This is a genomic window from Winogradskyella sp., from assembly GCF_013042245.1.
GTDB lineage: Bacteria > Bacteroidota > Bacteroidia > Flavobacteriales > Flavobacteriaceae > Winogradskyella.
Genome location: NZ_JABDQL010000102.1, coordinates 1 through 15,554 on the forward strand (window position 1 = coordinate 1; position 15,554 = coordinate 15,554).

Consider the following 15,554-nt stretch of genomic DNA (forward strand, 5'->3'; position numbering starts at 1 on the left):
AGGTGAGATCTACTAAAGGACTGAGTCTACATGTTTATGGACGATTAGCCGCAGCCTTTATAACACTAATATTTAACTCTTGATTCGCATAATTAACAAATCTAAACAAGGTGTCTTTCTTTTTTCGCCCTTCATTTCGCTAGACTCCATTTCGGGAGAAAAAAGAAATTTTATGGAACAACGTAATGAAATTAATTAAGTAAAAGTATTCTTTTTTTATTATTTTCTATGTTGGTTAACATCTAAAAAAGATGTTTCTTTGATGTCCTAACACAAATAGTTATGAATGTTTTAGTTACAGGAGTTGCAGGTTTTATTGGTTCTCATTGCGCTGAGCGTCTTTTAGAAATGGGATATTCTGTTATTGGTTTAGACAACTTTTCAAATTATTATAGTGTTGATTTAAAAATGAAAAACGCTGATGTAGTTAGAGCAAAAGGTGGTGAAATATTAGAATTAGATTTACGAGACATTGATAGTTATGTTAAGTTAAAGACAGATTTTGATTATATTTTTCATTTTGCTGCTCAACCTGGTATTTCAGAAACTTCAACCTTTGAAGATTATTTATCCAATAATGTTTTAGCCACTAAGAACCTGTTAGATTTTGCTTCAAAATGTAATAATCTTAAGTTATTTGTAAATATCGGTACTTCTTCAATTTATGGGTTGGAAGCAACTTTCCCTGAGAGTGTAGTACCCAAACCTGTATCTTATTATGGCGTTACTAAGCTAGCTGCAGAACAACTAGTGCTTCAAAAAAGCAGAGAGCAACAACTAAGCGCTTGTTCTTTGCGTTTATATTCGGTTATCGGACCGAGGGAACGTCCCGAAAAGATGTATACAAAACTCATTGATTTGGGTATAAAGGGAGAATCTTTTCCTTTATTTGAAGGTAGCGAAAAACATCTAAGAAGCTTTACTTATGTCGGTGATATCATTGATGGTATTGTTAGTGTTATTGGAAATGAAGCTAAAGTAAATGGCGAAATTATTAATCTTGGAACCGAAGTAGAACATACCACCCAAGTTGGTATCAATACTGTTGAAAAAGTAATTGGAAAATCTATAAAAATAGAAGTTAAACCAAGACGTACAGGAGACCAACTTCGAACAAAAGCTAATATTGATAAAGCCAGAAAACTTTTAGACTATAATCCGCAAACCACACTTTTGGAAAGTGTTGAGGCACAAGTGAAATGGTTTGAGGAGAATTATGAATAAATTCAGTAACTTTTCAGTTAAGGAAATTAAGCTTTCAATTTTAGCGATAATTATTTGCCTTAGTTTTTTTTAGGTATTGTTGTTTATCACTTGTTTATCACTTGTTTATCATAGAAAGTAAAGCCCTAGTAAAAGAAATTGCAATTGATTTAGAAGTAATAAAGGTTGAAAGATATAAAGGTTTTATTACTTTAAATGATAGCATTGTATTAAGTGCAAATTTACTTAGAATAAACCCTGATAAATATGTGAATCGGTACGAGAGAATTGGGATGATAAATTCAAAATATCATCTGTCAAAATCAGCTAATTCCGACACTTTAGTAGTTCTTAAAGATTACGAAACTTTGATATACAAATTATTCAAAAAAGAAAGTCACTGGTTAAAACGCTTATTGGATATTCAATAAATATTCAGCAGCCACAAAAGGCGTTGTCTTTCCAGCTTCAATCAAATCAATTTGTTGTTTTAATTCTGATTTTATTTTTGGTCTATTGTAGAAATTTGACTTAAGACGTTCTTCGATGGTTTGAAGTAACCAAAAGGTATTCTGTTCAGTTCTATGTTTCTCAAAATAATTTGAAGCTTTAGAATGTGACACATAGCTCATAATAATTTCCCAAACTTCAGAAATACCTTCATTTTTTAAAGCACTACATAATGCAGTTTTTGGTGTCCAACCCGAAGCTTTTTCAGGGTACAAATGTAAGGCTCTTTTAAATTCTAGTTTGGCTAATTTCGCTGCTTTTATATTTTCACCATCTGCTTTATTAATAACAATAGCATCTGCCATTTCTATAATACCACGTTTTATGCCTTGAAGTTCGTCGCCAGCTCCAGCTAATTTCAACAATAAAAAGAAATCAACCATACTGTGCACAGCAGTTTCACTTTGACCGACGCCAACTGTTTCAATTAAAATGGTATCAAAACCTGCAGCTTCACATAAAATAATGGTTTCACGAGTTTTACGAGCAACACCACCCAAAGAATCTCCAGAAGGCGAAGGTCTAATAAAAGCATGTTTGTTTTTTACTAAGTCCTCCATTCGAGTTTTGTCACCCAAAATACTACCCTTACTTAGTGTGCTACTTGGATCAACAGCAAGTACGGCAATTTTTTTGTTTTGGTTGGTTAAATGTTTTCCTAAAGCTTCTATAAATGTGCTTTTTCCAACACCAGGAACACCAGTAATACCAACTCTGATAGAATTATTAGCAAAAGGTAAGCAGTCTGTAACTATAGCGTTAGCTTTTTTTGTATGGATAGGATTTGTACTTTCCACCAAGGTAATGGCTCTGCTTAAAGCGGTAATATTACCTGATGTAATACCTTTTACTAAATCGGAAACTGTGGGTTGTTTTTGGCGTTTGGATTTAATGGCTTTGGCAGAAGTAGAACTTAAAGTTTCAGGTTCTTTTACACCATCCTTTTCTTGTAATGCTGATTTGTTCTGTTTATCAGTTTTAGCCAAAATATATTCTTAATTGTTTTTACGGAGCTTTTCTCCTTTATCTAAACTTATTTGATTAATGGGTACTTCAATTTTGGTATCATCCCAAGCTAAGGTCAGTTTTAAATTGCCTGTAGTATTATCAAAAGCTATTGTAAATTTTTCTACAGTTCCTTCTAGTTTTTGCGTTGGTACTTGGAGTTCAATAACGTCATAGTTTGGGTCCCACATGGGTTCCATTTTTTCATTAACACCCCATTGGTATTGGCCGGAATTAAACATTACCTTCCAGGAGTCTTCCATTGGTACAGTCCATAAGGTGTATTTTCCTTTAGGCAATAGCAAACCTCTAATCATTAAATCTTTGTTTGTAGAAAAGGTGGTTGCTTCATTTGCTCCTGTACGCCAAACTTTATTAAAAGGGACTAAGGCTCCAAAAACCTGACGTTCACGTTTTGAAGGTCTATTATATTCCACTTTTAGTTTTAAATCGTTTAATGTAATAGCTGCTGAATCCTTTGGACTTAAACGTGGTGAAAAGATATTTTCAACAAAAACCGAATACAATAAGAGAGCAATAGCGGCTACAAATAGAAAAATCAGGATGCGTTTCAACATAAATTCTAAAGAGGTAATAATTTTAAAAACTAAAGATATAACGAAATCCCTAAATTTATAGTCTAAGGTGATTTAAAATTAACTTAAATAAAAAATTTTTCAAGTTTTTTTAATTTTTTGCAACACTCCTTTTTTTTAGTCGTCTTTAAGACAACTAATCCATAAAAAACAAATATACCAATCAAGAATGTTTCAGGTAGACATCGTTGAAAAATGTAAACAAAATGACAGGAAGGCACAGCTAAAGCTCTACAAGCAATACTGTGACGGAATGTTAATAGTGGCAAAACGTTTTGTAAAAGACTCTATGGAGGCTGAAGATGTGGTACAAGAATCATTTATAAAAGCTTTTACTAAGCTAGAACAGTACAAGGCAGAAGTCACTTTTGGAGCTTGGTTAAAGCGTATTGTTATAAATAAAAGTATTGACCTATTAAAGTCCAAAAAACAACGATTAGTAGACTTAGATAATGTACAATTGAAAGTGGTCGATGACAATGATGATTGGTCAGTAGATGTGAGTTTGTCAATAGACGATGTAAAATTGGCTATCGAACAACTACAAGAAAAATATAAATATGTGGTGATGTTATATCTCATTGAAGGTTATGATCATCAAGAAATAGCAGATATATTAAATATATCTGAAGTTGCATCAAGAACACAACTATCAAGAGGAAAAACAAAATTAAGAGCATTATTAAATTCAAATAAAAATGGGACAGAATCTTAAAGATTTATTCAAAAATCAACCAAAGGATAAGAGTATTAAAATGTCCGAAGGTCACGAAGCACGATTTCTAGATAAACTAGATAAAGCGTTACCTCAAGAAAAAAAATCGAGTCACTTTGGGTTTTTAAATATAGCCGCCAGTGTCATCGTATTATTAGGATTGAGTTATGGTGCAGTTCAATATTTTAATCAGCCTGTAGCACCGATAACACCAACAGAAGTTGTTACAACTCAAAAGTTGAAGACGATGGGAGACATTTCTCCAGACTTAAAAAAAGTTGAGGATTATTACTTAGCAAGCATCAATCTTAAATTATCTAAAGTAAAACTAACACCAGAAAATAAAGATTTAGTTGATGGCTACATTGCACGATTAAAAGAATTGAATGCAGAATACAATAATCTTACTGTAGAATTAAATGAAAACGGACCAAATACAGAAACCCTTGACGCTTTAATAGATAATCTAAAATTTAGACTCAATTTAGTAACACAGCTAAAAGATAAACTTAAAGGGTTTAATAGCCACAGCTTTGAAGAAGTAAGCATCTAATCATAATTATAAATCAAAAAACGAACAGTTTAAAAAACCAAAAAACATGAACACACTAAGAATTTTAACCTTGTGCTTAATCACCACAATAGGTTTTGCACAAAAAAAGCAAAGTAAAACATCACAATCTATTAAAGTTAATAAGGATGTTGTTGTAGACTTAAATACCAATTATGTACAGATTGAAATCGATACATGGAATAAAGATTATGTTGGAATAGAAGCCTATGTTGAAAGTACAAAACTCTCTGATGAAGAATTAAAGAAAGCGCTAAAAGCTTGGAACCTTAACATTGATGCTTCTATGGATAGAATATCCATATTATCTGAAGGAGGAAGAAGAGCTGGTTTATTTTCCGAAGGTTCTTATGATGACGCTTTAAAAAGTTTAGAATTGAGCTTGGCTGAGTTACCAGAATTACCAGAAATGCCTAATATGGCTAATTTTCCAGACTTACCAGATTTACCAGAGATGCCAAAATTCCCAGAGTTACCTGAGTTGCCAGATGGTGTTACAAAAATTCAATTTGATTACGACAGATATCAAAAAGAAGGCGAAAAGTACCTGACAGAATGGAGTAAGAAATATAAAAAAGAAGGTGGTAAGGAATTACAAAAAAGTATGGAAACTTGGGCTAAAGAATTCTCAGAGTCTGGTTACCAAGAAAAAATGGAACAATGGAGTGAAGAATATGGTAAGCGTTTTGAAGGTAAATGGGCAAAAGATATGGAGAAATGGGGAGCGAAATTTGGAAAAAATTTTGAAAAAAACATGGAGAAATGGGGCGAGGAATTCGGTGAAAGTTTTGGAAAGGATATGGAGAAATGGGGTGAAGAGTTAGGAAAAAAAATGGAAGCTTGGGGCGAGCGTTTTGGTAAGCAAATGGAGAAGAGAGCTGAGTCTATGGAAAAACCTACAGAAGCAGAACAAAAACGAGCAGAAGCTATGGAAAATAGAGCTCGAGCATTAGCAGAACGAAATCAAAACCGATTAGAATATCAAAAGGCTAGAGCGGAGCAATTGGCCGCTCGTAGAGCAGAAATGGAACTTAAAAGAGCCTCTATCTTTTCTAATGGATATAGTTCTAAAAGTAATAGTAATGTAAAGCGTCTTATAAAGATTAAGATGCCTAAAAAAGCAAAATTAAAGCTTAATGTAAGACATGGAGAATTAAAAATTGTTTCATTATTAGATAATATTAAGGGTAGTTTGTCCTATACAAATTTATTAGCAGATAACATTGGTGGAAGAGATACTTCCATCAATGTATTTTATTCTAATGTATTGGTTAATGATTGGAAAAATGGTAGTTTAAGTCTTAAGTATGTTGATGATGCTTTACTAAAAAATGTTCAGAACTTGACTTTGAACTCTAACTCTTCAAACATTAATATCGATAACTTGTCTGGAAATAATATTATCGACGGAAGTTTTGGAGAATTAACTATACACAATATTTTAAATACATTCAATAACTTAAATATTGTTTTAGAAAATAGTGAGGCATGGTTAAAATTACCTAGTGTAGATTATAGTTTGTTGTTCAGAGGCGAACGTTCTAAATTTAATAACGAAAACACAAAAACTAAAACTATCAATGGTACTTCTGGCAAATCTATTGTCATTAATGCAAAATATAGTAATATCAATGTAGATTAAAAAGAGTTTGTTATGCGGGACTAGTTTCAGCATCTCATTCTCATAATTACAATTTTTTATTTCCTGTTTTCCATTAAATACAATCATTCGTATTTTTATGGAAATTTTTCATTTATGCCCATTTCATTTTTCGAAAATGTATTAAAATCTTTAGACGTCTTTCCTGTTCTTGGAGACACTTATGCAATTAATGATTACATACCTTTAGATTTATCTGTAGATAATCCCGATTTGCAAACTGTCAATGTATCGTCTTCTGACGATTTAGAAGTTTACATCTGGAAACATATTGAAACTAATAAGGCTAAAATAGCTTACGGTGGTTATATCGAAAAAAGAGGCATTTATAACCGAAGCAAAAATTTTAATCAAAATAATCCTGAAACCGAACGTAATATTCATCTAGGTATAGATTTATGGATTGAAGCAAGTAGACCAATTTATGCGCCTTTGGAAGGTGAATTGCATAGTTTTAAAAATAATCCTGGCTTTGGAAACTATGGACCTACACTGATACTAAAACACAGTATAGATTCTTTAGAGTTTTATACACTTTACGGACATTTAAGCACAAGTTCTCTGTATGAAATAAGAGTAGGAGAAAAGGTGCAAAAAGGACAGCAAATAGCCACTTTAGGAACTGCAGAAGTTAATGGCGATTATCCACCACATCTACATTTTCAGATTATTTTAGATATGCAAGATTTTATTGGTGATTACCCCGGGGTTTCTAATCAAAAAGATTTGGATTTTTATAGAAATAATTGTCCGGACCCAAAAAATCTATTGGTATTAAAATAAAAATCCTGATACTTGTGTGTCAGGATTCCTATGTTTTTACTTTAAAGACTTAATAAATTTAGTCATTCACCAAAACCCATTCACCTTTTTGGATTAGTGGAATGGCTTGTTTATACTTTACCTCTTTGGCTTCACCACTCATCACATGCTTAATGGTAACGCGGTCGTTTCGTCCAATTTTTGGTTGTTCGCGTACTATCGTTTCAACAACTTGGCGTTGTTGTCTTGAAGCGCCTTCACCAACAGAACGACTTTGCGCAGCACGTTCATCTAAGTTTTGGATTTCTTCCTTTTGTTCTTGTGTTTTTTCTTGGCGACGTGCTTTTGCCTCTTGAATTGTATTAGCAGTCTCTTGAGGTATTTCACCTTTAAATAAGAAGGATATAACTTCCTTATTTACCTTATCAATCATTACCTTAAACAATTCAAAAGCCTCAAACTTATAAATTAATAATGGGTCTTTCTGCTCATGAACCGCAAGCTGAACAGATTGCTTTAATTCATCCATTTTACGCAAATGGGTTTTCCAAGCATCATCAACAATAGCCAACGAAATATTCTTTTCAAAATCATTTATTAGTTGCTTTCCTTTGGTTTCATAAGCTTTCTCCAAATCGGTAACAACTTGTAATGTCTTTGTGCCATCCGTAAATGGTACTACGATACGTTTAAATTTATCACGCTGTGTTTTATAAACATTTTCAATAACTGGATAAGCCAAATTAGCAGCACGCTGCATTTTTGCTCTGTAATGTTTAAAGGCTTCTTTGTAAACAATACCTGCAATTTTTTGAGCATCCATTTTTCCAAATTCTTCTTCAGAAATTGGTGATGGCATTGAGAAATAACGGATTAATTCAAACTCAAAGTTTTTGTAATCGTTAGCTTCTTTATTGGTTTCTACAATGATTTCAGACGTGTCAAAAATCATGTTGGCTAAATCTACACTTAGTCTTTCACCATGTAAAGCGTGACGACGACGCTTGTAAACCACTTCACGTTGAGCATTCATGACATCATCATACTCTAACAAACGCTTACGAACACCAAACTGGTTTTCTTCCACTTTTTTCTGTGCGCGTTCAATAGACTTAGAAATCATAGAATGCTGAATTACTTCGCCTTCCTTTAAGCCCATTTTATCCATCATTTTGGCGATACGTTCACTACCAAATAATCGCATTAAATTATCTTCTAGCGATACGTAAAATTGTGAGCTTCCTGGGTCACCCTGTCGACCAGCACGTCCACGTAACTGTCTATCTACGCGACGCGAATCGTGACGTTCCGTACCAACAATAGCCAAACCGCCTGCGGCTTTTACTTCGTCCGATAGTTTAATATCCGTACCACGACCAGCCATGTTTGTAGCAATAGTTACTTGGCCTGCATTACCAGCTTCTGCGACAATATCTGCCTCACGTTTGTGTTGTTTGGCGTTAAGTACGTTATGTGGAACTTTACGCTGTGTTAAAATTTTTCCTAATAATTCTGAAATATCTACCGAAGTTGTACCAATTAAAACGGGTCTTCCTTGTTGTGATAGTTTCGTTACTTCATCAACAACGGCATTGTATTTTTCGCGTTTAGTTTTGTAAACCAAATCTTCACGGTCATCACGGGCAATTGGTTTGTTTGTTGGAATTTCTACAACATCTAATTTGTAGATTTCCCAAAGCTCACCAGCTTCTGTAACCGCTGTACCTGTCATACCAGATAGTTTGCGGTACATTCTAAAGTAATTTTGAAGTGTTACTGTAGCAAAGGTTTGCGTTGCATCTTCAATCTTTACATTTTCCTTCGCTTCAATCGCTTGGTGTAAGCCATCGCTATAACGACGACCATCCATAATACGACCTGTCTGCTCATCAACAATCATTACTTTATTGTCCATGACCACATATTGCGTATCTTTTTCAAATAACGCATAAGCTTTGAGTAATTGATTCAACGTGTGAATACGCTCTGACTTTACTGAGAAATCACGAAATAATTCTTCCTTTTCAGCAGCTTCTTCTTCGGTTGATAAGTCTTTAGCTTCAATCTTTGCAATTTCTGTCCCCATTTCAGGCATTACAAAGAAGTTTGGGTCGTCTTTTCCAGATAGAAACTCGACACCTTTATCAGATAATTCAACCTGATTATTTTTTTCATCAATAACATAATAGAGTTCTGCATCTACTTTTGGCATTTCTCTATTATTATCTTGCATGTAAAAGTTCTCCGTTTTTTGAAGGAGTTGTTTGATGCCTTCTTCACTCAAAAACTTAATTAGTGCTTTGTTTTTTGGAATACCTCTATAAACACGTAGTAGTTGGAAACCACCTTCTTTGGTATCTCCGGCAGAAATTAATTTTTTAGCCTCCGCCAAAACTCCAACTAAATATTTACGTTGTACTTCTTCTATCTGTTGTACTTTTGGTTTTAAAGCATCAAATTCATGCTCGTCTCCTTTTGGGATTGGACCAGAAATGATTAAAGGTGTACGTGCATCATCAATTAATACAGAATCGACTTCATCAACAATAGCATAATGGTGCGGACGTTGTACCAAATCATCTGGAGAATGCGACATGTTATCACGCAAGTAGTCGAAACCAAATTCATTATTAGTTCCGTAAGTAATATCAGCATTATACGCTTTGCGACGGGCGTCAGAATTTGGTCTATGGTAATCAATACAATCGACGCTTAAACCATGAAACTGAAATATTGGCGCCATCCATGCGCTGTCACGTTTTGCTAAGTAATCATTTACCGTAACTAGGTGTACACCACGACCTGCAAGCGCATTTAAGTAAACAGGAAGTGTTGCCACCAACGTTTTACCTTCTCCTGTTTGCATCTCTGCAATTTTACCTTGATGCATAGCAATACCACCAATAAGCTGTACATCATAGTGTACCATATCCCAAGTAATAGGCTTACCTGCTGCATCCCAAGAGTTTGCCCATAGAGCTTTATCACCGTCTAATGTTACATAATCATTGTCGCCTGAAATTTCTCTATCGTAAGCATTAGCGGTAACTTCAATCTGTGTGTTATTTACAAAACGTTTCGCGGTTTCTTTTACAACTGCAAATGCTTCAGGAAGGATATCATTTAACACATCTTCCGTTAGCTTGTATATTTGGTCTTTGATGTTATCTATTTCTTGATAGATATCTTCACGTTCGTCAATGTCTTCAGTATTTTTAGCCTTTGTGTTTAGTTCGTCAATACTTGCGTTAAAGTGTGCTCGTGCTTCAGCTATTTTTGCTTTAAACTCGCTTGTTTTTGCTCTTAATTCGTCATGTGATAAGGCTTCCAAAGATTTTTGGAAAGTTTTTATCTTTTCTACGATTGGCATAATGGCCTTAACGTCTTGTTTTGATTTGTCTCCAACAAAAACTTTAAGTACAGAATCTAGTAATCCCATTTGTTTATATATTTTTTCAAAAACCTATGAAATTCAGGTTTTTGAGTTAATTTTTGTTTCTATAATGAAGCGTTTCAAATATACGCTTTGTAAGAGGTATATTGAAACCTTTATAAACAAAAAAAGTCTCATTGTCGTAATAACGAAAGAGACTTTTTTATTGTTGTTTTATTATATTAATATTCGTCCTCGTTCCAGAGGTAATCTTCGTCAGTTGGATAGTCTGGCCAAATTTCTTCTATAGAGTCATAGGAATCTCCTTCATCTTCTATAGCTTGTAAGTTTTCTACAACTTCTAAAGGTGCGCCTGTTCTAATAGCGTAATCGATAAGCTCATCTTTAGTTGCTGGCCAAGGTGCATCACTTAAATACGATGCTAATTCTAATGTCCAATACATTTATTGTGTGTGTTTAATTTTTGCAAAAATAAATTTTTAGTTTAAAAAGTCAAGAAAAAATTAAATTATTTAGCTCGGATTGAGAATTTTATTTAAATCGGTCTCACTCAACATTTATAATTTAGCTCTAAATAGTATTAGAAGGTTTTTACAGATGTTTAGTCATCAATGAAAAGAACGTGTAATCTTTTAACTTCTAGATTGGTATTTTGCATTGCCCAATTCTACACTGAAGATACTACGATTCCTTTTTAGGTATCCATTTAATTTCTTCAGCATGTAACTCATTGGACAACTTCCGTGCCAACACAAAAAGATAGTCAGATAGTCGGTTGATATACATCAGGGTTTCGGGCTGAAAGGGTACTAAATCGTTAAGATGACTTGCTAAACGCTCGGCACGACGACAAACTGTACGTGCTATATGACAGAATGACACCGTTTGATGCCCGCCAGGTAAAACAAAATGCGTCATAGGTGGCAAAGCAGCATTCATACTATCCATGTTATCTTCAAGCAGTTTGATATCTGCTTCAGAAATTTTAGGAATATTTAAACGGTCTTTTCCATTTTTTAAAGTTGCTTTTTCTGGGTCAGTGGCTAGAATAGCACCAACTGTAAATAAGCGGTCTTGAATTTTCATCAACACATTTTTATGTAATTGGTCAATAGCTTGGTCGCGAATTAAACCTATGTGCGAATTAAGCTCGTCTATAGTTCCGTAGCTTTCAATACGTATATGATGTTTAGGCACACGCGTACCACCAAATAAAGCAGTAGTTCCTTTATCTCCTGTTTTTGTGTAGATTTTCATGATGCAAAGTTAAGGAATATGCTTGGAAGATTTAAGTTGTTAGTTGTAAAGCCCAAAGTTGAATATTTACTTACTCCTTATTAAGCTTTTAGTCTCCAATCCAAGTTTCCAGATTAAAATTTTCTGTTATTTTTTGATAGCTATGAATACTAAGAATTATAAGTGTCACTCTCAATAACACCATCGCGTAAACGAATAACACGTTTGGCATGCGCAGCAATATCCTCTTCATGTGTCACCATGATTACCGTATTGCCTCTAGAATGAATTTCATCAAATAGAGACATGATTTCTGTACCTGTTTTAGAGTCTAGGTTTCCTGTTGGCTCATCAGCAAGAATTATAGACGGTTTGTTAACCAAAGCACGACCAACAGCTACACGTTGACGTTGACCACCAGATAATTGATTAGGTTTGTGGTCCATACGGTCTGCTAAGCCTACATCGGTTAGTACTTCAGAAGCACGTTCTTCACGTGCTTTTTTAGATTGCCCAGCATAAATCATAGGTAGTGCCACGTTATCTAAAGCCGTTGTTCTTGGTAATAGATTAAAGGTTTGAAAAACAAAACCAATTTCAGTATTTCTAATGTCAGCAAGTTCATCATCCGTCATTTGGCTTACATCTTTTCCGTTTAATAAATATGAGCCTGCGGTTGGTGTATCTAAACAACCAAGTAAATTCATTAATGTAGATTTACCCGAACCTGAAGGTCCCATTATCGCAACATATTCGCCACGTTTAATATCTAAATCTATGCCTTTAAGAATATGAACGGTCTCTTGGCCGAGTTTAAAATCTCTAATAATGTTCTTGATTTCAATGACATTGTCACTCATATGTGTTGGTTTTTTACTAAATCTCTTGCAAGATATAAAGTTTTAAAAGCTGTTATCTGAATATGACGTTAAAATTAGAATCTTGTTACAGTCTAATTGTAAAATGTTCTTTCAGTTGTTCCTTTCTGAAGAAAACGAAACCTAAATTAAAACAGTCAATACTAACAGTCACCGAAATGTCTTTAATAACTTCTCCCCAAGCTTCGATCATGCCTTTGGACCAATAGATGTCATCAAAAATAAAAACAGAATCGTTATGTGCTTTGTGTTTTAATAGGTTAAAATATTTTAAAGTTGCCTGTTTGTTATGATGTCCGTCAAAAAAAATGCAATCAAAGGTCTTATCATTAAGCTCTGGGATAGCGCTTTCAAAATCTGAATTGATTGCTGTTATGTTGGAATGCTTTTGAAGATTAAACTGTTGTTTTGAGAATTGATGGGTTTCGGGGCAACCTTTAATAATAATTATTTTATTATTTAGATTTCCAAGTGCTAAAGCTTGTGTGCCAACACCAAGGGATGTTCCTAATTCTAGTGTGTTTTTAAACTGGAAGTATTTTGAAATTCTAAATAATAACTTAGTATCTTTAAAACTACTGCTAGAGTTTTTTACCATTTTTGAAATGCGACGTTTATTCTGGCGCATTCGTTTTGAACCAACAACAAAGTCTTTTATTTGTAGTGTTTGGTTCGATTGGAGTAATTGTTTTCTGTAGTTTTTTAATTGTTTGTATTCTGAATACGCTATTTTATTATAAAGGCATTTGGTGATAAAGTTATAGACAAAAGGAGAGTGTACACCGTGTTGATTGGTCGATTTCAGAAGGAATTTTATGTAGGCTATTAGCTGGTACATTTAATTAGCTTTCAAACTTCTCGGCCAATTCAAACCAACGCATTTCTTTTTCTTCAATTGTATCAATAATTTTTTGAAGCTCCTCGGAAAGTTTGGTAATCTTATCTTGACTCAAATCAGGATTCAAAAATTTCTTTTCAAACTCCTTTTTGTCCAATTCTAAAGAACGGATTTTAGACTCCAAGTTTTTGTATTCTTTCTGTTCATTATAAGATAGTTTGTTGGCTTCGTTTTTCTTTACAGTTTTGGTATTCTCTATTTTTTCAATGTTAGCTTCCTGCTTTGGCCTACTACTTTCGTAACTGCGATAGTCGGAGTAGTTGCCTGGAAAGTCATCCACAACACCATCGCCTTGAAAAACAAATAAATGGTCTACAATCTTGTCCATAAAGTATCGGTCGTGAGAAACGACCAATAAGCAACCTGGGAAATCCAATAAGAAGCTTTCAAGTACGTTAAGCGTTACTATGTCTAAATCATTTGTAGGCTCATCGAGAATTAACACATTAGGATTTTGAATTAAAACCGTACAGAGATATAAGCGTTTTTGCTCGCCACCACTTAGTTTTTCAACAAAATCATACTGTTTTTTACGGTCGAATAAGAAGCGTTCTAATAATTGTTGCGCACTAATCTGTTTGCCTTTGGCTAACGGAATATAATCGCCATAGTCTCTAACAACATCAATCACTTTTTGGTTAGGCTTTGCTTTGATGCCTCCTTGGGTGTAATAGCCAAACTTAACCGTTTCACCAACCACAATCTTTCCACCATCTGGTTTTATAGTTTGGGTGAGCATATTTAAAAATGTAGACTTTCCTGTGCCGTTTTTTCCAATGATGCCAATACGTTCGCCTTTTTTAAAAGTGTAATCAAAACTATCAAGAATCACTTTGTCTTTAAAAGCTTTTGAGACATTATGAAATTCTACAATTTTACTTCCCAAGCGCTCCATATTAATTTCTAATTGGATGACGTGGTCTTTTCGGCGTTTATATGCTTTTTGTTTTATTTCAAAGAAATCATCAATACGACTTTTGGACTTTGTGGTACGTGCTTTGGGTTGGCGACGCATCCAATCGAGCTCTTTTTTAAAGAGTTGCTTGGCTTTTCCGGTTTCGGTTTGTGCGTTAGCAATGCGTTCTTCTTTTTTTTCTAAATAATAGGAGTAATTACCTTTGTAGGTAAACATCTGGCCATGGTCAAGTTCTATAATTTCATTACAGACACGCTCTAGGAAGTAGCGGTCGTGGGTTACCATAAACAAGGTTTGTTGGGTTTTGGCAAAATAATCTTCGAGCCATTCAATCATTTCTAAATCCAGATGGTTGGTAGGCTCATCTAAGATAAGGATATCGGGTTTGCTTATTAAAGCCTGAGCAAGTGCCAATCGTTTTTTTTGTCCACCAGAAAGCGAGGCAATTTTTGCTTGTAAATCATCCAGTTTTAGTTGAGATAGTATTTGCTGAAATTGGGTTTCAAACTCCCAAGCATTATGTCGGTCCATGGCCTCAAAAGCTAGCTGATAGGTTTCAGTATCTTCAGGATTTTGCAGGGCTTTTTCGTAGGCTTCTATAATTTTTAGTATTGGTAAATCGCTGGCAAAAATGGTTTCTTCTATTGTGAGTTTTGGGTCTAGATTTGGTTCTTGATCTAGGAAAGCTAATCGCAACCCTTTACGAATAACGACTTGACCAGAGTCGGGACTGTCTTTACCTGAAAGAATATTTAAAATAGAGGTTTTACCACTTCCGTTTTTGGCAACAAAAGCAATTTTTTGGTCTTTATGTATGCTAAACGAGATATCGCTAAAGAGTTGTAACTCGCCATAGGATTTTGATATGCTTTCGACGTTGAGGTAGTTCAAGGTAATTTGTTTTATGCAAAGATGGGAAATTAACCAAAAAGCTACCCAATAGTTTTGATATTTATGACCACTAGTGAGCAATAAAAATAAATAAAAGTTCTTTGAAATTTTTTGTTAATGGTATTTGTAGGGATTTTTAACAGCGTGACGATTTGAAATAGAAAATGGACTTTTGCTTTAAAATAGCAAAAACCATGAATCAAGGCAAATACATTTTCGCTCAACTTACAGACTTTCTACCAAGGCGAGTTTTTGATAGAATAGTTAAAACATATAGCGGTAATAAGCACGTAATGACCTTCACATGTTGGAACCAAAT

The 15,554-nt window shown here is 34.2% G+C and carries 14 protein-coding genes; 6 read left to right on the forward strand and 8 right to left on the reverse strand.

All coding sequences use genetic code 11. From position 1 onward, the window contains the following. The first annotated feature begins 282 nt into the window (after window positions 1–282). On the forward strand, window positions 283–1,224 hold the full coding sequence (locus HKP48_RS08190) for an NAD-dependent epimerase/dehydratase family protein (protein WP_296344700.1): 942 nt from the start codon (window positions 283–285) through the stop codon (window positions 1,222–1,224). A gap of 392 nt (window positions 1,225–1,616) precedes the next feature. Here HKP48_RS08190 and meaB read toward each other — a convergent pair whose 3' ends face one another. Beyond that, a complete protein-coding gene (gene meaB / locus HKP48_RS08195; protein WP_296344702.1) occupies window positions 1,617–2,699 on the reverse strand; it encodes a methylmalonyl Co-A mutase-associated GTPase MeaB in 1,083 nt (360 codons plus the stop codon). Window positions 2,700–2,708: 9 nt separating this feature from the next. Then, the gene (locus HKP48_RS08200; RefSeq protein ID WP_296344704.1) at window positions 2,709–3,296 is read right to left on the reverse strand and encodes a DUF2911 domain-containing protein; all 588 of its coding nucleotides are present in this window, start codon (window positions 3,294–3,296) and stop codon (window positions 2,709–2,711) included. A gap of 187 nt (window positions 3,297–3,483) precedes the next feature. Between HKP48_RS08200 and HKP48_RS08205 the strand changes: the two genes are divergently transcribed. The 4 genes from HKP48_RS08205 to HKP48_RS08220 all read left to right on the forward strand — a co-directional run bounded on the left by HKP48_RS08205 (window position 3,484) and on the right by HKP48_RS08220 (window position 7,043). Continuing rightward, on the forward strand, window positions 3,484–4,029 hold the full coding sequence (locus HKP48_RS08205) for an RNA polymerase sigma factor (protein WP_296344706.1): 546 nt from the start codon (window positions 3,484–3,486) through the stop codon (window positions 4,027–4,029). Further along, window positions 4,013–4,582: a hypothetical protein gene (locus tag HKP48_RS08210; RefSeq protein ID WP_296344708.1), complete on the forward strand. Its 570-nt coding sequence runs from the start codon at window positions 4,013–4,015 to the stop codon at window positions 4,580–4,582. The genes HKP48_RS08205 and HKP48_RS08210 overlap by 17 nt, the downstream gene beginning before the upstream one ends. A gap of 46 nt (window positions 4,583–4,628) precedes the next feature. Beyond that, the gene (locus HKP48_RS08215; protein ID WP_296344710.1) at window positions 4,629–6,242 is read left to right on the forward strand and encodes a hypothetical protein; all 1,614 of its coding nucleotides are present in this window, start codon (window positions 4,629–4,631) and stop codon (window positions 6,240–6,242) included. A 114-nt stretch (window positions 6,243–6,356) separates the two neighbouring features. Further along, window positions 6,357–7,043: a peptidoglycan DD-metalloendopeptidase family protein gene (locus HKP48_RS08220; protein WP_296344712.1), complete on the forward strand. Its 687-nt coding sequence runs from the start codon at window positions 6,357–6,359 to the stop codon at window positions 7,041–7,043. A 58-nt stretch (window positions 7,044–7,101) separates the two neighbouring features. On the opposite strand, the gene secA is transcribed toward HKP48_RS08220, so the two are convergent. The 6 genes from secA to HKP48_RS08250 all read right to left on the reverse strand — a co-directional run bounded on the left by secA (window position 7,102) and on the right by HKP48_RS08250 (window position 15,235). Next, window positions 7,102–10,461: a preprotein translocase subunit SecA gene (gene secA, locus HKP48_RS08225; RefSeq protein WP_296344714.1), complete on the reverse strand. Its 3,360-nt coding sequence runs from the start codon at window positions 10,459–10,461 to the stop codon at window positions 7,102–7,104. Window positions 10,462–10,637: 176 nt separating this feature from the next. Then, window positions 10,638–10,859 carry a DUF2795 domain-containing protein gene (locus HKP48_RS08230; protein WP_008272287.1) on the reverse strand — a complete coding sequence of 74 codons (222 nt, stop codon included), beginning with the start codon at window positions 10,857–10,859 and terminating at the stop codon, window positions 10,638–10,640. A gap of 238 nt (window positions 10,860–11,097) precedes the next feature. After that, window positions 11,098–11,673: a cob(I)yrinic acid a,c-diamide adenosyltransferase gene (locus HKP48_RS08235; RefSeq protein WP_296344715.1), complete on the reverse strand. Its 576-nt coding sequence runs from the start codon at window positions 11,671–11,673 to the stop codon at window positions 11,098–11,100. A 149-nt stretch (window positions 11,674–11,822) separates the two neighbouring features. Beyond that, window positions 11,823–12,512, reverse strand: a complete 690-nt coding sequence (locus HKP48_RS08240; RefSeq protein WP_296344717.1) for an ABC transporter ATP-binding protein — start codon at window positions 12,510–12,512, stop codon at window positions 11,823–11,825. Window positions 12,513–12,597: 85 nt separating this feature from the next. After that, window positions 12,598–13,368, reverse strand: a complete 771-nt coding sequence (locus tag HKP48_RS08245; RefSeq protein WP_296344719.1) for a class I SAM-dependent methyltransferase — start codon at window positions 13,366–13,368, stop codon at window positions 12,598–12,600. Between the two features lie 4 nt (window positions 13,369–13,372). Next, complete coding sequence (locus tag HKP48_RS08250) at window positions 13,373–15,235, reverse strand: ABC-F family ATP-binding cassette domain-containing protein (RefSeq protein ID WP_296344723.1); 1,863 nt, start codon at window positions 15,233–15,235, stop codon at window positions 13,373–13,375. A 194-nt stretch (window positions 15,236–15,429) separates the two neighbouring features. Here HKP48_RS08250 and HKP48_RS12275 point away from each other — a divergent pair. Continuing rightward, window positions 15,430–15,554 (forward strand): DUF4372 domain-containing protein (locus tag HKP48_RS12275; RefSeq protein ID WP_363928609.1); only part of this gene is annotated, 125 nt, incomplete at its 3' end.